Source organism: Paenarthrobacter sp. PH39-S1 (genome assembly GCF_030063245.1).
Lineage (GTDB): Bacteria > Actinomycetota > Actinomycetes > Actinomycetales > Micrococcaceae > Arthrobacter_M.
This window is the reverse complement of the sequence record NZ_JASISR010000005.1, coordinates 27,550-46,801: the sequence shown is the minus strand read 5'-3', so window position 1 is coordinate 46,801 and position 19,252 is coordinate 27,550. Positions and strand designations below refer to the sequence as shown.

Below are 19,252 nucleotides of genomic sequence, written 5' to 3'. Positions count from 1 at the left end.
CCGGCAGTCCATCCGCGCCGGGCGGCCCGTCCGGACTGCCATCCGCAAAGTATTAGGAGGCCACCGAAGCGGTCGCCAGCGCCAGCTCGGCGATCTTGTCCGGGCGGAAGCCGGACCAGTGGTCCTGATCGGTGACCACGACAGGGGCCTGCAGGTAGCCCAGAGCACGAAGGCGCTCCAGTGCGTCCGGGTCCTGGGAGATATCGACGCTCTGGTAGGTGATTCCCTTTTTATCCAATGCCCGGTAGGTGGCGTTGCACTGAACGCAGGCCGGCTTGGTGTAGACCGTAACGGTCATTTCCCTGTCCCCTTATTACTTGGCGGCACCTCTCGGTACCTGATGTAGCGGCCTGACCGTTTCCGGCAAACCCTCTGATGACGGGCCCAATCCGTCCGTTTCCGCTGCCTGCCTGATGCAGTTCGCCGGCGGCAGCCGGTGCGGCGGTGAGGACTGAAGATCGGTCTCGCCAGCGTCCCGGTAGCTTAAACCCGGGGTGCTTGATTCTGTACTTCAATACTACATGTAGTGCGCGCCGCTGGAAGTGACCCCAACATGATGTATTACAAGTATGTCATTTTATGCACCGGTAGTCCACAGGACCGGCCCGGAAAATCAGCGGAATCCCGCCGATAAAGGCCCCGCTATCCACAGCCTGTGGAGTAGTTAGCCACATAAATCCACGGGCGTGTTGCGCGGGTCGGCGTGTCGGGGGCGCCTTGAATGATGGGTAGCGATGTCCTGCGTCAGCAGAACGCGGACGATTCACCCCGTCGGCGTGGTGTAGTCTTGCTGGCGCTGGCGACGGAACGGGAAAAGGAACTCTTATGGTCAATCCGATTCACCTCCGGACTCTTCTCGAGGTCACGCGCCTGGGCTCGTTCGCCGCCGCGGCCGGACGGCTGGGGTACACCGCGTCGGCGGTATCGCAGCAGATGTCGGCCCTGGAACGGGATACCGGCGTCATATTGTTTGAACGCTCCGCCCGGAGCGTCCTTCCCACCGAAGCCGCCATCGTCATGACCAGGCACGCAGCCAAGGTACTAACCGACATCGACGCGCTGCTGGCGGCTACCGCCCGGACGCATGCGACTACCACCCAGGAACTGCGGTTAGGCATCTTCCCTTCGCTGGCGAGTCACGTCCTGCCCAAGCTGCTGGCGGACCCTGCCTGGCACGATCTAGGCATCAACCTGAAGGTATCGGTGGCCGAGCCGGCGCAGACCATCGCCGGGCTGCGGACCGGGGGCGAACTCGATGTCGCGTTGATCTATCAGGTGGGACAGGGCGGTCTCGCCTGGCCGCACACGGTCAACCGGCAATGGATCGGCGACGACAACTTCCGCGTGGTGCTTCCCAAAGCCTGGGGAATCCGAACCGGGGCGGTCGTTGCCGCGGCGCAGCTTTCAGATATGCCCTGGATCATGCACCATCCGGGGACCAGCGACGCATCGGTGATCGAACGGCTCTTTGCCAGCTGCAATCTGTACCCCACGGTGGCGGTGTACAGCGACGACTTCAATGCCAGCCTTGAGCTCGCCGCGGCCGGTCTCGGTGCTGCGCTGGTGCCGGAGTTGGCCCTGCGTGAGCGGCCGCCGGGCATCGTTGTGCTGGATGTTCCGGAAATCCGGCTCGCCAGGAACATCTTTGCACTGCTGATCAACGAGAAGCAGACCGCTCAGGTCGGGGTTTTCGTGGATCTGCTCTCCGGAATTTTGCACCGGCTGGGCCGCATACCGCAGCATTAGGCGCGACGACTTTCCGGATGGCCAAATTCTTCAGCGCATTGAACGGCGGGTAGACAAGCTTCATCGTGTCCGGCTTCAGCGGCTTATCCAGGACGGCCTTCCGGTGCGAAAACGTATCCACGGAGAAGCGCCCGTGATAACCGCCCATTCCGCTGGCCCCGATGCCGCCAAACGGCAGTCCGGGCACCAGCAGATGCGCCGCGGGAATGCCGAAACAGAGCGCGCCCGATGACGTCTGCTCCGTGAACCGGACCTTGATCTCCGCGCGTTCCGTGAAGACATAGAGGGAGAGCGGTTTGTCCCGCTCATTGATGAAGTGGATGGCCTCATCCGCGTCAGATGTCTCCACCAGCGGGAGCACCGGGCCGAAGATCTCCTCCTGCATCAGAGGTGAGGCCGCGCCGGCGCGCACCACCGTCGGTGCCAGGTACCGCGAATCAGCGTCCCGTTCCCCTCCCGTGATCACATCTGCAGTGTCCAGCAATCCAACCAGACGTTGAAAATGCCGGTCGTTGACAATGCGGCCGTATTCGGTGCTGCGGCGCGGATCCGCACCATAGAGCGCAGAAATGGCCAGCGGCAGCAGCCGCGCGAGTTCCACCAGCACCGCCGCGGAGCCCAGGACATAGTCCGGTGCCACACAGGTCTGGCCGGCGTTGAGATATTTGCCCCAGGCCAGCCGCATCGCCGTTGCCGGAAGGTCCACCGAATCGTCGACATAAACGGGCGATTTCCCGCCCAATTCCAGGGTAACCGGGGTCAGGTGCTCGGCCGCGGCCAGCATGACAAGCCGCCCCACCACCCCATTACCGGTGTAGAAAATGTGGTCAAAGCGTTCCGTGAGCAATGCCGTGGTTTCTGCCGCGCCGCCCTCCACCACAAAAACGGCGCTGTCCAGGTACTGCGGAATCCAGCGCTGCATCGCGGCCGAGGTCACCGGGGCCACCTCGCTGGGTTTGACCACCACCGTGTTACCCGCTGCGAGCGCGCCAACCGCTGGTGCCAGCAGCAGCTGCACGGGATAGTTCCACGGCGCGATCACCAGCACGACGCCGAGGGGCTCGCGGATAATCTGTGCGCTGGCCGGCTGCAGGGCCAGCGGCACGGCGGATCGCTCCGGAGCCAGCCAGCGTGTCAGGTTCCTCAGCGTGTGGCTGATTTCCGCGGTGACGAAGCCGATCTCGGTCAGCCACGCCTCGCTGGGATGTTTGCCCAGATCCTGCCGCAGGGCATCGGCGAATTCCTGACCGCGTTCGGTGAGCATGCGCCGCACCGCTCTCAGCCGCTCGGTCCGCCACGCAAGGGAACGAGTGGCGCCGGAATTAAACACGGCACGGGCGGCGGCGACCTGTCCGGAGATGTCCTCGGTCATGGCACCAATCTACTCCCGGGCGGCAGCTCACTCCCCTGCAAAACGCACGCCGCCGTCGTCGTTCCGTTGGCTGACGGTACGACGACGGCGGCACGGACGGTTGATCTTGCGCGGCCCGAACCTGTGGGGGTGCCGGCCAGGCTGGACCAGCGCCCCCGTCAGCCGATCCGGGTGCGGACTTCCCTGGCCGCTTCAACCAGGTTGCGCAGCGACTCCTCGGTCTCGGCGTAGCCGCGGGTCTTCAGCCCGCAGTCCGGGTTGACCCAGAGCTGGCGCGCCGGAACATGCCGGACGGCGGTCTCCAATAGCTCCACGACCTCAGCCTGGCCGGGGACACGCGGCGAATGGATGTCATAAACGCCCGGGCCAACACCTCGGGCGAAGCTGTGGTCCTCCAGGTCATGCACGACCTCCATCCGGGAGCGGGCGGCCTCGATGGACGTCACGTCCGCATCCAGTCCGTCGATGGCGTCGATGATCGCGCCGAATTCGGAGTAGCACAGGTGGGTGTGGACCTGCGTGCCGTTTGCCGCCCCACCGGTTGCCAGCCGGAAGGATTGGACAGACCAGTCCAGGTACGACGCCTGATCCGCCTTGCGCAGCGGAAGCAGTTCGCGCAGCGCCGGCTCATCCACCTGGATGATCCGGATCCCGGCGGCCTCCAGATCCGCGATTTCGTCGCGCAGTGCCAGGGCAACCTGGTTGGCGGTCTCCCCCAACGGCTGGTCATCGCGGACAAAGGACCACGCCAGGATGGTGACCGGGCCGGTCAGCATGCCCTTCATCGGCTTGGCCGTCAGGGACTGCGCATATCGCGCCCATTCGACCGTGATCGGCCGGCTGCGGGTGACGTCGCCCCAGAGAATGGACGGGCGGGTGCAGCGGCTGCCGTAGGACTGGACCCAGCCGTGTACCGTCACGTCGAATCCCTCGAGGTTCTCGGCGAAGTACTGCACCATGTCGTTGCGCTCGGGCTCACCGTGCACCAGCACGTCGAACCCGAGTTCCTCCTGCAGGTCCACCACACGCCGGATCTCGTCCTTCATCAGTGACTCGTACTGCTGCTGCGTCAGCTCGCCCTTGTTGGCGCGCGCGCGAGCGGAGCGGATTTCACTGGTCTGCGGGAACGAGCCGATGGTGGTGGTCGGCAGCGCCGGCAGAGCCAGCTCCGTTTCCTGCACGGCGGCACGGGCGGCGTAGGCGTCCCGGCTGAAGTCCGCGGCGGTCAGCGCGGCCAGCCTCGCCTGAACCTCAGCGCGGTGAACGCCGACGGCGGCGGCACGGGACGCGATGACAGCCGACGCCGCGTCGATGGCCGGCTGCACCGACGCAGGATCCGTGAGCAGGCCGGACAGAGTGACCACCTCGGCGGCCTTCTGATCCGCAAAGGCCAGCCAGCTGCGCAGCTCGGCACGCAGCTGCGTCTCCTCCTGCACATCGTGCGGAACGTGCTGTGTTGACGTTGAGGTGGAGACCGCGACGGTCAGCCCACTCTTGCGCAGGTCGGCCAGCTTGCCCGCCGAGGACTGCAGGTCATTGCGCCAGATGTTGTGACCGTCCACCAATCCGGCCACCAGGGTCTTGCCGGCCAGCAGGGCCAGCTGATCCGGCGACGGTACGGCACCCTTGAACAGGTCCACGTGCAGGGCATCAATATTGCTCTCGGCCAGCGTGGGAAGCAGCTCGTCCACGGCGCCGTAGGGGGTGCTGACCAGAATGGCCGGACGGGCGGCATCGGCGCTGAGTACCTCGTACGCCCGGGCAACGGCCGCCTGAACCTCAGCGACGGGAACGTTCTGGTCCGCCACCAGGGCCGGCTCGTCAAGCTGGATCCAGTCGGCACCCGCCGCCGCCAGACGCTCGAGCAGCTCGGCGTAGACCGGAAGGACATCCGCCAGGCGGCTCAGCGGAGAGAACCCTTCCGGGGCGTCATCCGAAGCCTTGCTCAGCAGCAGGAAGGTGACCGGACCCACCAGATACGGCCGGGTGTGGATACCGTTGGCCAGGGCGAAGGCAAATTCCTCGACAATGCGGGTTGATGTCAGTGAGAAGACGGTTTCCGGGCCGATTTCCGGCACCAGGTAGTGGTAGTTGGTGTCAAACCATTTGGTCATTTCCAGCGGCTGCTGCGCGGCTGTGCCTCGGGCCAGGGTGAAGTAGCCGTTGATGTCCAGCCGGCCTTCGCGATCGAGCAGTGCGCCGAAGCGGGCCGGAACGGCGCCGATGTGCGCGGCGGCATCCAGTACCTGGTCGTAGTAGGAAAAAGTGCCGGGGATGGCCGCGGACCCGGTCAGGCCCAGGCCTTGGAGCCGCTTGGCCGTGGCCAGCTGCAGGTCCTTGGCCACCGTGTCAAGGGCCGCGGCATCGATGCGGCCGGCCCAGAAGGATTCGACCGCCTTCTTCAGTTCCCGGCGGCGGCCGATCCGCGGGTAGCCCAGAATGGACGCGGCGGGGAACACCGGCGTTGCGGCGCTGGTGTCGGCTGCCGTCGCGGGCGCGGTGTCGGCAACCGTAGTGCCGGCAGTTGTCGTGTCAACAGTTGTCGCGTCGGCAGCGGTGGTGTCGGTGATGTCAGTCATGATTCAGGTCCTCAATGGTAGTCAATTACTCAGGCGGGTCAGTCGGGCCGATTCGGTCCGGGTCGGGCAACTCAGGCGGGCCGGGCCGGGCCGGGCGGGGCGGTTCGGTTCGGGCGGGCGGTTCGGGTCAGGCCGGCTCAGCCGGGTCAGTCGGGTCAGTCGGGTCAGTCGGGTCAGTCGGGTCAGTCGGGATCTATGGTGGGGTGAGCCGGCTCATAGTGCCGATTGCCGGTGGACAGAGCGGGGCCGTTCGGGCCGGAGCAGCTGCAGTTTGTCTAGCACGTCCAGGGCGGCGCCATGCTCGTTGAAGGTGTACAGGTGGATCCCCGGCGCTCCGGCGTCGAGGGCGGCGCGGGCCAGATCGACGGTGGCCCGCACTCCGATCCGGCGGCGTTCGCCGTCATCGTCCGCCGCGGCCAGCGCCCGGACCAGATCCGGGGATGGTTCGACGCCGGCCAGGGTCCCCAAACGCTGCAGCCGGCGCACGCTGGTGAGCGGCATGACGCCCGGAATCAGCGGGATGGTCACTCCTGCACGACGGGCCCGGACCAGCAGCTCCTCGTACTCCGAGGGATGGAAGAAAACCTGGGTGATGGCGAAGTCTGCACCGGAACGCTGCTTGGCCAGAAGCACCTCAACGTCGTGTTCTTCGCTTGGGGACTCGGGATGTTTTTTGGGGTAGGCGGCGACGCCTACGGCGACCTTTCCGGCGCAGAGCAGGGCGGTGCGGCGCTGCTCCACGCGACGGATCAGCTCGACCAGGTCCTGGGCGTAGGTCAGCGATCCGGGACGATGTTGAGGCTGCGCCCCATTCGGAAGGTCTCCGCGCAGGGCAAGAATCCCGCGCACCCCGTGGTCCAGCAGGTCGGTGACGATGGCCGCCAGCTCCTGCGCGGTATTGCCGACGCAGGTCAGATGCGCCAGCGGCCGCAGTGTCGTCTCGGTCAGCAGCCGGTTGAGCAGCTCCACCGCGGTATTCCGGTTGGAGCCGCTGGCACCGTAGGTGACGGAGACGTAGTCCGGATTGGTGCTTTCCAGCTCCCGGATGGTGGTCCAAAGGTTGGCCAACGCCGCCGGGGTGCGGGGCGGATAGAGCTCGTAGGAGAGGGCATTGGGAGCGGTCCCGGAGAGTTTCGGGTGCGCCTGCAGAAGGCTTGGAGGTGACATTTGCTGTCCTTGGCTGGTTGCCATTGACGCCCGCGACGCCGGTGCTAGCCGACAAGCGCGCGAACGCCAATGCTATGCGAAAAAGGATCGCCAGAAGGGCCCGCCGGAATGGGGCCCGTCCCGAAGGAGGGAAACCATCGCGGCGTTGCCGTCCCCGTGGTTGGACCGGAGGCAGGCAATCGGCGTTCTGCGTGCAAATGTCAGGCCCACATGGGGGCACCCACACCCTCAGGCATCCGGAAGCTGGCCGGACGCCGTTGCGAGGATCGCTGACACGTTACTTTCAGTAACTTGAAAAAGACTCTACGCACCCGGTGCCGGCAGCACAACCGCTGGGCGAATTAAGACGTACCTTTACGGAATACAGCCGTCGAATATGCGGAAACCTCGTGGCGGGGACCTCTTCGGCCGAATTAACCGCAAATTCCACCGCTGACCAGTCGCCTCCGAGGACGGGTTTCCTACCGGCACCGCTGCCGCAGCAGCTGGCTTAATTCGCCGAACCGGTCCGGATTCCGGCCACGCCGTCCACGGCATGGGGCACGACTACCCATCGCGCCTGCCCGCATTAGCGTGTGCATTATGACCAATGATGTTCACGACGCCACCCGGGTCCCTGCTCCCGCGCCTGCCGATGCCCGGTCCGCCGTCCCTTCATACGTTTCCGGTACGTCCGCCCTGCCGCTGCTGGGCGAGACCATCGGTGCCAACTTCAGCAGGATCGCCACGGGGAATGCCGGGCGCGAAGCGCTGGTGGACCTTGGGGCGGACCGGCGCTGGACCTATGCGGAACTAAATGGCGACGTCGACGCCGCTGGCCCGTGGACTGATGTCAGCGGGTGTGGCCAAGGGCGACCGAGTGGGGATCTGGGCCCTCAATTGTGCCCAGTGGGTGCTGGTGCAGTACGCCAGTGCCAAGATCGGCGCCATTCTGGTCAATGTGAACCCCTCCTACCGGGAGCACGAGCTGCGCTTCGAACTGGTCCAGTCCGGTCTGAAGCTGCTCGTGTCGATGACCGGGCACAAGTCCACTGATTACCGTGCCATGGTGGAGGCGGTCCGGTCCGAGTGCCCGGATCTGACGGACGTGGTGTACATCGGCGATCCCGGCTGGGATGACCTGCTCGCAGGCGGCAGCACGTTGGCCGCCGACGCCGTCGCCGTCCGGATGGCAACCCTCAGCCCCGATAACCCGATCAATATTCAGTACACGTCCGGTACCACGGGCTATCCCAAGGGCGCCACCCTCAGCCATCACAACATTCTCAATAACGGCTTCTTCGTGACGGAAACCATAGGGTTCAGCAACGAGGACCGGCTCTGCATCCCGGTGCCGTTCTATCACTGCTTCGGCATGGTGATGGGCAACCTTGGTGCCACGTCGCACGGCGCGGCAATCATCATTCCGGCTCCCTCCTTCGATCCGAGGGCCACGCTCCAGGCAGTGCAGGATGAGAAGTGCACGGCTCTCTACGGCGTCCCCACCATGTTCATCGCCGAACAGAACCTGGCGGACTTCGCCGGCTACGACCTCTCCACCCTGCGGACCGGCATCATGGCCGGCTCGCCCTGTCCCGTGGAGGTCATGAAACGCTGCATCAGCGAGATGAACATGACTCAGGTCGCGATTGCCTACGGCATGACCGAGATGTCTCCAGTCTCCATGCAGACACGTCCGGACGATGACCTGCAACGCCGCACCGCCACCGTCGGCCAGGTCCATCCGCACTTGGAGGTCAAGATCGTCGACCCGCTCACCGGGCTCACCGTCCCGCGCGGAACACCTGGCGAGTTCTGCACGCGGGGCTATTCGGTCATGCTGGGCTATTGGAATGACCCGGTAAAAACCGACGAGGCCATCGATCAGGCCCGCTGGATGCACACCGGCGATCTGGCTCAATGCGCGATGACGGCTACGTCAATATTGCGGGTCGGACAAGGTTCCGCGCTATGTTCTGGTGGTCGACGAATTTCCGATGACCGTGACGGGTGCGGAAGATGGAGATGCGGGCCAAATCGGCCGATCGCCTGGGCCTGCAGAGCTGACCCGGACGCGCACGTCGCGGGGCCCGATTTTGGCACTTCCGCGCTCCCCGGCCGCAGGTCTATGCTGTGGCCATGAATATACTCCCAGCCAGTTACCTGAATTACCTTGAGGGCAAACCGGCCGCAGTGGTCGCGACGGTGAAACCGGTACTTCAGCAGTCAGCGGCCGATAGGCTGCACGGGGTAAGGGTTAAGCTCCTCCAGCACGACGAGATCCAGGCCGTGTTGGATGAGCGGATTCCGTTCGGCGAAATCCTCGAAGCGATCGACTAACCGGTCCGGCCGCGCACCGAAACGGTCACGGTGAATTTAGCGTTCCGTCCCTGTACCGAGGTCCGGCCCACTCGCTGCTGAAGCTGCGCCCGGTAGTCCAGGTGGTTGTTGTACACCGTCCACAGCTCTCCTCCCGGAGCAAGCACACGGGCGGCGGCGTCGAAGAGCTTGAGGGCCGCCCCGGTGTGCACGGTGGCACCCAAGTGAAAGGGCGGATTCAGCAGAATCAGATCGGCACTGCCGCCGGGGAAACCCGCCATGGCGTCGTCCTGCACAGCGGTGATCCGCCCGGCGAGGCCGTTGGCGTGTGCCGTTGCGGCGGCGGAGGCGACGGCGGCGGCCGACTGATCGGTGGCCGTTACGGTGAGGGCGGGCCTTGCGGCGGCCAGGGCGGCCGCGACGACCCCCGAGCCGCAGCCTAGATCCACCGCCTGCCGGGCGTCCGGCTTCATCCCGTCCAGGAAGCCCAGCAGGTACCGCGTACCGATATCCAGCCTGGCGCCGGCAAACGTGGCGCCATGGGCGCACAGCCACAGCCCCAGTTCGTGGCTGAATTCCCTCACCGGGTAGAGGGATTCACCCGAGGGCCGGATCGGCCCGCGGGCGGTGAGCACACGTGACTTCTGCCGCCCCAGCCCGGCCCGGACATCGGCGAACGATTCCTGCAGCACAGCGTTCATCGCCACGGTCATATGCTTGATCCGTCCGCCGGCAAAAACGACGACGCCAGGGTGCGCGTAGCGGGCGATCTGATCCGCCACTTCGGCAAGCTCGGCCAGACTCCGCGGGAGCTGCCAGAGCACCACCCGGACGCCGGCGAAGAGCTCCTCCCCCAGCGGGACCCGGCGAAATCCGCCGGACAGTCCGAGCTCGGCGGCATTGCGGTCCAGCGCCCGCGCGCCGGAAACGAGGTCCTGCTGAACGCGAAGGTCCACGGAACCCAGAAACGACGCCACCGCGAGGGTCAGCGCGCCGTACCTGTCGCCCACGACCGCAACGGCGCCGCCGTCGAGCGCGCCGCCGTCGAGCGCGTCGCCGTCGAGCCCGTTAAGGGCTGCCGCGGACTCGGAGAGAATCAGTGTGTCACTGGCATCGAAGGCGAAGAGGTTTTCTGCCTCCACATCCGGGAAACGGCGGAGCGCGCTGAAATTGAACAGCGCGTCGGGATCCGCTCTGCCTGCCGTGCCGTCTGCCGTGCCGTCTGCCATGCCATCCTTCGGACTGTCGATTGCGTCGTGGTCGGAATCAGAACCTGACCAGTTTAGCCGCGCATTCCCCAACCCGGACCCAGCTCTGCCCAGCCATGGCCAGACGGTATGCCTGCTGCTAGCATAAGGACGTTTGGTTAGTCAACTTAAGGGTGTTCATTTAATCAATTAGGGCGTCGCCGTCATCGACGACCAAAGGGGTCATCATGAGCGAAATAACTCCGTTGCGGAATGCGATCCGCAACGGCAGCGGTCTCAAACGGGTCGGCGGAACCTGGGGTGAGGTACTGGCCGAGTTCCTGGGCACCTTTGTCCTGATCGCCTTCGGCGACGGCGTCGTGGCCACGGCCGTGGCCGCGCTCCCCGGCAGCGGCCGTGCGGCGACCTCTACCACCATCTTCAATGCCGCCGGGGACTGGTTGCTGATCACCTGGGGCTGGGCGTTCGCCGTGGCACTGGGCGTTTACGTGGCCGGCGGTGTCAGCGGGGCGCACCTGAACCCTGCGGTCACACTGGCTTTTGCCGTCCGCCGGAACTTTGCCTGGAAAAAGGTGCTTCCCTATATTGCGGCGCAGGTGGTCGGGGCGTTTGCCGGCGCGGCCCTGGTCTATCTCGTTTACCATCAGGCGATAGACGCGTTCAACCGGGCCTCAAAGGTGGCCAGGACCGATCCCGGCGGGAACGCCACGTTCTCTATCTTTGCCACCTTCCCGGCCCCCTATTACAACGGGGACATGATCGGTCCGCTGACCGATCAGATTGTGGGCACCGCCTTTCTGATTCTCCTCATTGTGGCCATCATCGATCTGCGTAATACCGCGGTGAAGGCCAATCTGGGCCCGCTGATGATCGGTTTCGCGGTCGCAGCGATCGGCATGTCCTACGGAGCCAACGCCGGATACGCCATCAATCCGGCCCGTGATTTCGGCCCGCGGCTGTTCGCCTGGGTAGCCGGCTGGGGCGATGTCGCCTTGCCGGGGACGGTCGACGGCTCATTCAGCGCCTACTTCTGGGTGCCGATTATCGGCCCGCTGATCGGCGGGGTGATTGGCGTGCTGATTTACGATCTGTTCGTCGGTGACATTCTGCACGCGCGGAAAGCGCTGGCCGAACCGGGGCCCGCGCGCGAACAGAATCCGGATCTGGACGAAGGCACCGCCGCCGAAGAATGACACGCGTTCCGGTGTCGGGCCAGAGCCGGATGCCGGATGGCGGACTATCCGGCCCTGGCCCTGCGGAGGATCTGTGCTATTATCGCGGTTTTGGCGTCAGCGTAGTAGTTCATGTCGGTCCAGGTCTGCCGGGCAAGCTCCCGTTTTCGTTCCGCGTACAGAAGCCGGTCCGGCTCGTTCGTCCGGAGCCAGTCCCTGAGGTCCAGGTAGTCGGACGTCTCGGAGCCCCCCGCTGCGTAGACGTGCAGGTGCGCGTCCCGCTGCGGAGTACGGAACATGCGGTGTCCCGGCTCGCGGACCCGGAGGATGAATCCGGACGTCTCCAGCGCCGGAACGTACTGCTCCTCAGGGGCGAGGTCGGCGACGATCAGCAGCATGTCGATGATGGGTTTGGCCGCCAGTCCGGGTACGGAAGTGGACCGGATATGCTGCACGGAAAGCGCCCGCTCGCCGAGGGCCTGCCGGACCCTGTCCGCCAGCCTGTCAAAGTGCGCGGGCCAGTCCGGAGCATACTCGACAATACGAATCGATATGGGCTCCCGGCCGCCGATCAGCACCGAGTCAAGGTACGCAACCCGGTCTTCATTCACTGCCTCATTCACTGGCCTTTTCGCCACTCGTCACTGGTGATGTTCGAGCCGCCCTGTGGGCCCATCTGGAGCATGCCGCCGTCGACCGCCCAAGAGGCACCGGTGACATAACTGGCGGCCGGGGAGGCCAGGAATGCGATCACCGCGGCAACCTCCCGTGCGTCGCCCGGGCGCCCGAGCGGAATGCCGGGACGTTCCGAGGCCCGCGGGTCTTCGTCTGTCTGTCCCGTCATCGGGGTGGCAATCTCCCCGGGCGCCACGCAGTTCGCGGTGATGCCGTACTCGCCAAGTTCCAGCGCCACCGTTTTCATCAGGCCGCCGAGTCCGTGTTTCGCGGCATCATAGGCCGCGGCCCCCACCCGAGGCTGCGTCTCATGGACGCTGGTCACGGCGATCAGCCTGCCACCGCGGCCGGCCCGGACCATCCGCTGCGCCGCTCGCTGGATACAGACAAAGGCACCGGTGAGATCCGTATCGACGGTGCGGCACCAGTCCTGATAGCCAAGCTCCAGAAACTTCAGCCCGTCTCCGGCGCCGGCGTTATTGACGAACACATCGAGTCCGCCGAGCTCCTCGGCCATCTTGTCAATGACGTCGCCGCATTCCGGCAACTCCGTGGTGTCCAGCCTCGCCACGACGGCTGTTCGGCCAAGGGCGCGGACCTGCGCGGCGGTTTGCTGCGCCCCGGCGTCGTCTTGGTGCCAGGTGATGCCGACATTGAGCCCGGCCTCCGCGAGCGCGACGGCGGTGGCCCGTCCGATCCCCGAGTCCGAACCGGTCACAATGGCTGTGCTGGGGGAATACGTCATGGTGTTTCCTCTTTTGTCTATTATTTTGTAATATTCCGGCCGTATTCGAACGGCCCAGTTGCCCGCCCGAACTGCCGATGGGCACGGTGGTTACGGCGCCCGGGAGCCGGTGGAACCATAACAACAGCTGGCTCACCATTGTCTTCTGTCACCCCGTCCTTGCACAATGGACTATGACGGTCATCCTGAGAGCATTGGAAACTGCCGTCCCGCCGACGGTCCTGATACAGACCGAAGCCCGGGACGTCTTCGCCGCGCAACCGGGTCTGACCCGGCTGGGGACTCGTCTGGTACGAACCTGCTTTGACGGTTCCGGGATTGATACCCGTTATACGGCCGTGGAGGAACTGACCCGGACGCAGCGAAGTGAAAATCCCGTCTTCTTCGATGCCGCCTCGGGAGAAATGTTCAGCCCCAGCACCAAGGTCCGCAATGACATTTTTGCCGTCCAAGCCACGAAGCTCTTTGTCGAGTCGGCCCGGAAGGCACTCGATGCCTGTGCGGGCATCGGCCCCTCGGATGTCACACACGTGATCACCGTTTCCTGCACCGGATTTTTCAACCCGGGCCCCGATTACAAGGTGGTCCGTGCGCTCGGGCTCAATCCCGGCGTCCAGCGTTACCATCTGGGCTTTATGGGCTGCTACGCCGCCTTCCCGGCGCTGCGGGCGGCCAAGTCCTTCTGCGAGGCTGATCCCGAGGCCGTGGTGCTCGTGGTCAGCGCGGAACTGTGTTCCCTGCACGTGCGGACCTCCAACAACCCCGATGCCATCATGGGCTCTTCACTTTTCGCGGACGGGGCCGCCGCCGCCGTCGTCAGCGCCAAGGAACTGCCGCAGACCGGCGCCGGAATCAGTCTTGACCATTTTGAGACGACGCTGACCCCGGTGGGCGAGGAGTCCATGGCCTGGAACATCGGGGATCAGGGCTTCGAGATGGTTCTGGGAAGCTACGTCCCGCACATCATTGACGAGCACATCGTCGGTGCGCTGGAGCCGCTGCTGGCCCGGGATCCTATCGTCAGCGCTCTGCCGTACCGCGACATCAGGCACTGGGCCATCCATCCCGGGGGCCGCAGCATTCTGGATAAGGTGGAGGCCAAACTCGGCCTCAGCGCCGAACAGCTGAAGCCCGCCCGCGAAACGCTGCGCAACTACGGCAACATGAGCAGCGCTACGGTGCTGTTCGTACTCAAACACATTCTCGAGCAGGTCCCGGACGAAACCGCAGATGGCGCGGAGGAACGGATCTGTTCCATGGCCTTCGGCCCCGGGCTGACGGTGGAGACCGGGTTGTTTACGAAAGTCCCCGGCCAGCCCAGGGCGGCCGGCGCCGCGTCACAGGCTGCGGCGTTCGCGCAACCGGTGGCAGTCTGACCACGATGCCGCGGACTTTGACGCCCGGGCTGCCATGACACGGGATTTCCTGCGCCACCGGGCTGCCGGTGATTTCCTGCGCCACCGGGCCACGGGGGCAGTGGAGGAAATGGACAAGCCGGACTGTGATCCGCAGCTGCTGGAACGGACCTACGCGCAGTTCCCGCTCATCAACGCCGCCGTGGCCGGCTGGCGGGGCACCTACATCCAGCAGCTGCGTCCGCTGCTCTCCGCCGACCGGACAACTACGCTGCTGGACATAGGCTGCGGCGGAGGGGATGTTCCACGCCGGCTCGCCGCGTGGGCCGCGCGGGACGGACTGCCACTGCGCATCACCGCCATCGATCCGGATGAACGGGCCCATGCCTTTGCCGCCGCCCGGCCCGCTGTCCCCCGGCTAACGTTCCGACGGGCTTTCAGCTCGGAACTGGTGGCGGAGGGGGCAACGTTTGATTTGGTTATCTCCAACCATGTCCTCCACCACCTCAGCGCGCTGCAGCTACACGGTCTGCTCGCAGATTCACAGCTATTGGCCACGCAGGCCAGCGTCCATAGCGACATTGCGCGCAGCCCGCTGGCTTACGCCCTTTTTTCCGCCGGCACACTGCCCGTCTTCCACCGCTCATTTATCCGCCGCGATGGCCTGACCTCCATCCGCCGCAGTTACACCGCGTCCGAGCTTCGGTCCGCCGTACCGCCGACGTGGCGAGTGCAACCGCAGGGCCCGTTCCGCAACCTGCTGACGTACACGGCCGTCGCCCACGGGCGGGTAGTCAGCTCCCCGGAGTCAGCGCGCCATGCATGATGTCATCATTTCCGGCGGTGGGCCGGTGGGCCTCTTTTTGGGTACCTTACTGCGCCAATCCGGCGTGGACGTCCTGGTGCTGGAGAAACGCGCCCAACGGAGCAATCATTCTCGCGCCATCGGCATCCATCCGCCGTCCCTGGCCGCGTTGGAATCCATTGGAGTCGCGGCACCCCTGATCGCTCAAGGCGTGAAGATCCACAACGGGATGGCACGAACCCGGGGCGCAGATCTCGCCGGTTTGTCATTTTCCGGCGGCCGGGCGGCTCATCCGTTTGTGCTGGCGGTACCGCAGTCCGTCACGGAATCGGTCTTGGAAGAGCGGCTGCAGGCGCAAGGGCCCGGGGTCTTGGTGCGTGGGGCGCAGGTACTGCACGCGTACGACGACGGCAGGCAGGTCACCGTCTCGGCCCGCGTCCGCCGATCGGAACCTGACAGGGGCATCGAGCAAGACAGGGGCATCGGGCAAGACAGGCAGAGCGGGCAGATCGGGCAGGACAGGGAGCTCGGGCAGGACAGGCAGGACGGGCAGGTCGAGACTGGGTTCAGCGCGCGTCTGCTAGTGGCCGCCGACGGCGCCCGATCGGGCCTTCGCTCGCAGCTGGGCGTCGCAACCTTTAACCGCAACTATCCAGATACTTACCTGATGGGCGATTTTCATGACGACACAGGTGACGGCTCAACGGCGGTGCTGCATCTGGAGCCGGGGGGCATCGTGGAATCCTTCCCCCTGCCCGGCGACGTAAGGCGCTGGGTGGTCCATACCGACTCCCTGTGCGTGCGGCCCAATGCTGGTTCGCTGGCGCAGCTCATCCGGGCGCGGACCGGCGCCGTTGTCGATTCCGGCACGAACAGCATGCTCAGCGCCTTCACCGTCCGTGCAAGACTGGCCCGCAGACTGATCCACGGACGGGTGGCCTTGATCGGAGACGCCGCCCATGAGATCAGTCCAATTGGAGGTCAGGGGATGAACCTGGGCTGGCTGGATGCCGCAGAACTCGCCCCGATCATCACCGCCGCACTCGACGGTAAACCTTCCTCCGGCGCACTGCAGGCGTTCGAACAGCGACGGCAGCGGGCTGCCCGGCAGGCCGTCCGCCAGGCACATCTCAACATGGCCCTGGGACGGCCGCTGCCGCCTGCCATCATGACTATGCGGAACTGTACCTTGGCACGACTGATCGCCGTGCCCGCTGTGCACGATTTCGTGGCACGCCGCTTCACCATGCAATGAATTCAGCAGGCAGCGGCTTCAGCAGGCAATAGTCACTTCGATGTGTTTTCCGTGACCCGATCAGGAGGCGACTACGCCGTCGAGATATAGCCAGCGCCCGCCGGCCCGGACGAAATGGCTGAACTCGCGCTGACTGCCAGCGCCGCCGTCGTGCTTGAAATAGGCATGGAATTCCACCGTTCCTTCGGTGTCCAGCGGGCCGCCGGCCGTTGTGGAGAGGATGTCCAGCCGGTACCAGCGCAGGCTCGAATCGAGCTCAAATTGCTCGGGACGGCTGCTCGGGTGCCAGCTCCGCAGCAGGTACGCAGTGTCGCCGACGGCGAAGGCCGTATAGCGCGAACGCATCAGTGACTCGGCTGTGGGCGGTGGCTCGTCTCCTTCCAGGTAGCGCTTACAACACGCGCCATAGGTCTCGCCGCTGAGGCACGGGCACCTGGCGTCCGCGTCGGGATAAGCGGCGTCTGGAGTCTTTTCGTAGGAGTCGCCTTTAGTCTTGATGCCGGTCCTCGGATCCCTTGGTCTCCGGCGGGAGCTGGTGCCCCATCTGCCTGTCGTCCGGGCGCACGGAATTGCCTTCCCTCTCCACTGCCTCTTTGGGGGCCGAATTCCCGGCCTCTGGAGCGGTCCGTCGACCGTGGGAATCGACGTCGGGATCAACCCTGTCCGCCTCCCTGATCTGTTCCTCGGTACGGCTTCGCGCGGTCTGGGCGTGGTCCTGACGCCGGCCTGCTTCCCTCCGCAGTTTTTCGGCGTTGAGCTCCGCTTCCTTTGCGTCCGCGTCGGCCCTGGCGGCTTTCGCCTCGCTTTCGCGGGCGCTGAACTCATCGTTCTTCGCCGACTCGCGGAGCTCTCCGGCGCGTTGCCGATCCGCTGTGACCTTTCGCCTGCGACCCAAGAAAATCAGGAGTCCCAAAATTATCAGGACGACGATCACGACGACGATTATCCAGATCACCGCAGTTGTATCCATACGATCCGCCTCATTCCGTTGACCACAATAGGTATAGCCCCAGTAAAGCGCAGAACGGGCGGTAAGGCCATGCAATTGGCTATGCCTTGCTCAGGTCAGCAGGAGTGGGGCGTCAACGAAACGTAGACAGCTTAGGTTCGTCAACGTACGGCTGACGGATGCCTACTGACTCGTCGCAGGAACTTATCCGGACAGGCCTGTCCGATGCCTTGTTAGCGGCGGACCCGACTCCACCGGCTACGGCAGGTATTTCCACGCCGACCCGGGCGCCGACACGGATGGCGACCCCGACGCGACCTAACTAACAGTGGAGCTGAGACCATTCGAAGCGGCCGGCCTCCGCCTGCTGATATTACGGATGCCGATTACCGAATGCCGTCTGGATTAGTTGACCGATTACCGGAATGCTGGTGCGAATAGTCTCCCAGATAACAACTTCCTCGACGCTTCCTCTGTGAGGATGCGAGCCATCCCGTAGCCGCTGCTGCCGTCAGTAATGACGTCTACAGGAATACCCAAGATGTCTTCCGCCTCCGCTTGGAATCCGGCAACGTCGAGAAGCGTAACGCCCATGGGTGCATGGACCAGCAAATCAACATCACTGTCCGGCGTGTCCGCACCCGTTGCGCAGGAGCCGAAAACTCTGACTTTAGAGAGTCTGTTTCGGACGGCGGCTTGGCGAATCTCAGCACTGTGAGCGTCCATAGTGAGAGATGGTCGCAGGCGCGTTGCCTTCAGGATTGTTGCCAAAGTCTCCGGTCGCGGCACACGTACCCCAGCCTCAGGCGGAGACGTTCGGCTGCGCAACCCCACTGACTTCGGCAAGTTTTGACTGGCTCAGTCGCGCGCGCTTCCGAGATCTGCTGGGACGGCTCCATGAGGACAACCATATCTCGTTGACATAGTACGGGACGGTTGCACTTGAAACCCGGACGAAAAGAAAACCGCTGGAACTCTCAATTTCCTTGAGTTCCAGCGGTTTTTTGGTGGAGCTGAGGGGATTCGAACCCCTGACCCCCTGCATGCCATGCAGGTGCGCTACCAGCTGCGCCACAGCCCCAATCTCTATTGCTTCGTTTCGGAGTTTTACGACCTCGCCGGAGCAACTTTTCAATCTTAGAACAGTAAATCCCCAGATACCAAATCGGCGTATTGACCGCACGGCGGTGGGTTAAAGTCGGGCCGGGAACCGACTGCTAATTTTCGACGGGTTCGAGCTGCGGTTCTGGAAGAGTGCCCGCGTTGTGTTCAGTCAGCTTCCAGAGGCCGTCTGGTCCCCCAATCACGCCGCCGTCAGGTTCCTCCAGCACGGACCAATTGCAGTTGGACAGCCCGGACAATGAGGCCCAGTTTACGTAGGGGAGTCCCATCAGCCGGGCGATGGCCACCCTTGCCGCTCCCCCGTGCGTGGTGACGACCATGGTCCCTCCCGGTTCCAGACCCTTAAGCGCGGCCAGAACCGCCCCTCTCATGCGTTCGGCCACTTCTACCCGGGTCTCGCCCCCGCCGGCCCGCACTCCACCCTCATCCCGCTCCCAGCGCAGTACCTCATCCGGATAGCGTTCGGCGATCTCCTCGAACGTCAGGCCTTGCCACTTTCCGGCATAGGTCTCCCGCAGCCGTACATCCGTTCCAACTTCCAGCCCGGTAAGATCCGCCAGGGCCTGCGCGGTGTCCCGGGCACGCCGAAGATCCGACGAGACGATGAGGGAAGGCCCGACGGCGGCCAGCAGAGCGGCTGCCTTGTCCGCCTGCGCGCGGCCAACGTCGTCGAGCGCTATGTCCGCCTGGCCCTGAAAGCGGCGTTGCGCGTTCCACCGGGTCCGCCCGTGGCGCCAGAACACAATCCGCCGGCGTTCACCGGCGGATTGTGACAATCCTGAACTCTTCACGTTGTGGTCCGGG

The 19,252-nt window shown here is 64.8% G+C and carries 17 protein-coding genes, 1 tRNA gene and 1 pseudogene; 7 read left to right on the top strand and 12 right to left on the bottom strand.

Features of this window, described 5'->3' with window-relative positions; all coding sequences use genetic code 11:
* Positions 1-52 precede the first annotated feature (52 nt).
* Positions 53-298 carry a glutaredoxin-like protein NrdH gene (gene nrdH / locus QMG52_RS04730; RefSeq protein WP_283559278.1) on the bottom strand — a complete coding sequence of 82 codons (246 nt, stop codon included), beginning with the start codon at positions 296-298 and terminating at the stop codon, positions 53-55.
* Positions 299-825: 527 nt separating this feature from the next.
* Between nrdH and QMG52_RS04725 the strand changes: the two genes are divergently transcribed.
* On the top strand, positions 826-1,746 hold the full coding sequence (locus QMG52_RS04725; protein ID WP_283559277.1) for a LysR family transcriptional regulator: 921 nt from the start codon (positions 826-828) through the stop codon (positions 1,744-1,746).
* On the opposite strand, the gene QMG52_RS04720 is transcribed toward QMG52_RS04725, so the two are convergent.
* The 3 genes from QMG52_RS04720 to QMG52_RS04710 all read right to left on the bottom strand — a co-directional run bounded on the left by QMG52_RS04720 (position 1,658) and on the right by QMG52_RS04710 (position 6,864).
* Positions 1,658-3,118: an aldehyde dehydrogenase family protein gene (locus QMG52_RS04720; protein ID WP_283559276.1), complete on the bottom strand. Its 1,461-nt coding sequence runs from the start codon at positions 3,116-3,118 to the stop codon at positions 1,658-1,660. The two genes, QMG52_RS04725 and QMG52_RS04720, sit on opposite strands and share 89 nt — an antisense overlap.
* 158 nt (positions 3,119-3,276) lie before the next feature.
* Positions 3,277-5,697, bottom strand: coding sequence for a 5-methyltetrahydropteroyltriglutamate--homocysteine S-methyltransferase (gene metE, locus QMG52_RS04715; protein WP_283559275.1), 2,421 nt, complete (start codon positions 5,695-5,697; stop codon positions 3,277-3,279).
* A 213-nt stretch (positions 5,698-5,910) separates the two neighbouring features.
* Positions 5,911-6,864 (bottom strand): methylenetetrahydrofolate reductase, encoded by a 954-nt coding sequence (locus tag QMG52_RS04710; RefSeq protein WP_283559274.1) that lies wholly within the window; start codon positions 6,862-6,864, stop codon positions 5,911-5,913.
* A 582-nt stretch (positions 6,865-7,446) separates the two neighbouring features.
* Here QMG52_RS04710 and QMG52_RS04705 point away from each other — a divergent pair.
* Positions 7,447-8,805: pseudogene (locus QMG52_RS04705) on the top strand (AMP-binding protein); the annotation flags it as partial.
* 177 nt (positions 8,806-8,982) lie between these two features.
* Positions 8,983-9,183, top strand: a complete 201-nt coding sequence (locus tag QMG52_RS04700; protein ID WP_283559273.1) for a hypothetical protein — start codon at positions 8,983-8,985, stop codon at positions 9,181-9,183.
* On the opposite strand, the gene QMG52_RS04695 is transcribed toward QMG52_RS04700, so the two are convergent.
* Positions 9,180-10,391: a class I SAM-dependent methyltransferase gene (locus QMG52_RS04695; RefSeq protein ID WP_283559272.1), complete on the bottom strand. Its 1,212-nt coding sequence runs from the start codon at positions 10,389-10,391 to the stop codon at positions 9,180-9,182. The two genes, QMG52_RS04700 and QMG52_RS04695, sit on opposite strands and share 4 nt — an antisense overlap.
* 206 nt (positions 10,392-10,597) lie before the next feature.
* Between QMG52_RS04695 and QMG52_RS04690 the strand changes: the two genes are divergently transcribed.
* Entirely contained in the window at positions 10,598-11,563 is a 966-nt protein-coding gene (locus tag QMG52_RS04690; RefSeq protein WP_283559271.1) for an MIP/aquaporin family protein, read from the top strand.
* Positions 11,564-11,607: 44 nt separating this feature from the next.
* Here the strand turns inward: QMG52_RS04690 and QMG52_RS04685 are convergent, their stop codons facing one another.
* Positions 11,608-12,153: a GrpB family protein gene (locus QMG52_RS04685; protein WP_283559270.1), complete on the bottom strand. Its 546-nt coding sequence runs from the start codon at positions 12,151-12,153 to the stop codon at positions 11,608-11,610.
* Between the two features lie 8 nt (positions 12,154-12,161).
* Positions 12,162-12,962: an SDR family oxidoreductase gene (locus QMG52_RS04680; protein WP_283559269.1), complete on the bottom strand. Its 801-nt coding sequence runs from the start codon at positions 12,960-12,962 to the stop codon at positions 12,162-12,164.
* A gap of 173 nt (positions 12,963-13,135) precedes the next feature.
* On the opposite strand from QMG52_RS04680, the gene QMG52_RS04675 reads away from it, so the two are divergent.
* Genes QMG52_RS04675 through QMG52_RS04665 form a run of 3 tightly spaced genes read left to right on the top strand, consistent with a single transcriptional unit; the run spans position 13,136 to position 16,377 of the window.
* On the top strand, positions 13,136-14,338 hold the full coding sequence (locus QMG52_RS04675) for a type III polyketide synthase (RefSeq protein WP_283559268.1): 1,203 nt from the start codon (positions 13,136-13,138) through the stop codon (positions 14,336-14,338).
* Between the two features lie 34 nt (positions 14,339-14,372).
* Positions 14,373-15,143: a class I SAM-dependent methyltransferase gene (locus QMG52_RS04670; RefSeq protein ID WP_283559267.1), complete on the top strand. Its 771-nt coding sequence runs from the start codon at positions 14,373-14,375 to the stop codon at positions 15,141-15,143.
* Positions 15,136-16,377 (top strand): FAD-dependent oxidoreductase, encoded by a 1,242-nt coding sequence (locus tag QMG52_RS04665; protein ID WP_283559266.1) that lies wholly within the window; start codon positions 15,136-15,138, stop codon positions 16,375-16,377. The genes QMG52_RS04670 and QMG52_RS04665 overlap by 8 nt, the downstream gene beginning before the upstream one ends.
* 60 nt (positions 16,378-16,437) lie before the next feature.
* On the opposite strand, the gene QMG52_RS04660 is transcribed toward QMG52_RS04665, so the two are convergent.
* The 5 genes from QMG52_RS04660 to QMG52_RS04640 all read right to left on the bottom strand — a co-directional run bounded on the left by QMG52_RS04660 (position 16,438) and on the right by QMG52_RS04640 (position 19,224).
* Complete coding sequence (locus QMG52_RS04660; RefSeq protein WP_502920449.1) at positions 16,438-16,875, bottom strand: YchJ family protein; 438 nt, start codon at positions 16,873-16,875, stop codon at positions 16,438-16,440.
* On the bottom strand, positions 16,865-17,347 hold the full coding sequence (locus QMG52_RS04655; RefSeq protein WP_283559401.1) for a hypothetical protein: 483 nt from the start codon (positions 17,345-17,347) through the stop codon (positions 16,865-16,867). The genes QMG52_RS04660 and QMG52_RS04655 overlap by 11 nt, the downstream gene beginning before the upstream one ends.
* Before the next feature lie 396 nt (positions 17,348-17,743).
* Positions 17,744-18,052, bottom strand: coding sequence for a nucleotidyltransferase family protein (locus QMG52_RS04650; RefSeq protein ID WP_283559265.1), 309 nt, complete (start codon positions 18,050-18,052; stop codon positions 17,744-17,746).
* Between the two features lie 279 nt (positions 18,053-18,331).
* Positions 18,332-18,407: transfer RNA gene (locus QMG52_RS04645), tRNA-Ala, on the bottom strand.
* 136 nt (positions 18,408-18,543) lie between these two features.
* Complete coding sequence (locus QMG52_RS04640; RefSeq protein ID WP_283559264.1) at positions 18,544-19,224, bottom strand: histidine phosphatase family protein; 681 nt, start codon at positions 19,222-19,224, stop codon at positions 18,544-18,546.
* Between the last annotated feature and the right edge of the window lie 28 nt (positions 19,225-19,252).

Bases quoted from the DNA above. Each gene is read 5' to 3' on its own strand.
- nrdH (WP_283559278.1), bottom strand. From the start codon at position 298: ATGACCGTTACGGTCTACACCAAGCCGGCCTGCGTTCAGTGCAACGCC.
- QMG52_RS04725 (WP_283559277.1), top strand. From the start codon at position 826: ATGGTCAATCCGATTCACCTCCGGACTCTTCTCGAGGTCACGCGCCTG.
- QMG52_RS04720 (WP_283559276.1), bottom strand. From the start codon at position 3,118: ATGACCGAGGACATCTCCGGACAGGTCGCCGCCGCCCGTGCCGTGTTT.
- metE (WP_283559275.1), bottom strand. From the start codon at position 5,697: ATGACTGACATCACCGACACCACCGCTGCCGACGCGACAACTGTTGAC.
- QMG52_RS04710 (WP_283559274.1), bottom strand. From the start codon at position 6,864: ATGTCACCTCCAAGCCTTCTGCAGGCGCACCCGAAACTCTCCGGGACC.
- QMG52_RS04700 (WP_283559273.1), top strand. From the start codon at position 8,983: ATGAATATACTCCCAGCCAGTTACCTGAATTACCTTGAGGGCAAACCG.
- QMG52_RS04695 (WP_283559272.1), bottom strand. From the start codon at position 10,391: ATGGCAGACGGCACGGCAGACGGCACGGCAGGCAGAGCGGATCCCGAC.
- QMG52_RS04690 (WP_283559271.1), top strand. From the start codon at position 10,598: ATGAGCGAAATAACTCCGTTGCGGAATGCGATCCGCAACGGCAGCGGT.
- QMG52_RS04680 (WP_283559269.1), bottom strand. From the start codon at position 12,962: ATGACGTATTCCCCCAGCACAGCCATTGTGACCGGTTCGGACTCGGGG.
- QMG52_RS04675 (WP_283559268.1), top strand. From the start codon at position 13,136: ATGACGGTCATCCTGAGAGCATTGGAAACTGCCGTCCCGCCGACGGTC.
- QMG52_RS04670 (WP_283559267.1), top strand. From the start codon at position 14,373: ATGACACGGGATTTCCTGCGCCACCGGGCTGCCGGTGATTTCCTGCGC.
- QMG52_RS04665 (WP_283559266.1), top strand. From the start codon at position 15,136: ATGCATGATGTCATCATTTCCGGCGGTGGGCCGGTGGGCCTCTTTTTG.
- QMG52_RS04655 (WP_283559401.1), bottom strand. From the start codon at position 17,347: ATGGATACAACTGCGGTGATCTGGATAATCGTCGTCGTGATCGTCGTC.
- QMG52_RS04650 (WP_283559265.1), bottom strand. From the start codon at position 18,052: ATGGACGCTCACAGTGCTGAGATTCGCCAAGCCGCCGTCCGAAACAGA.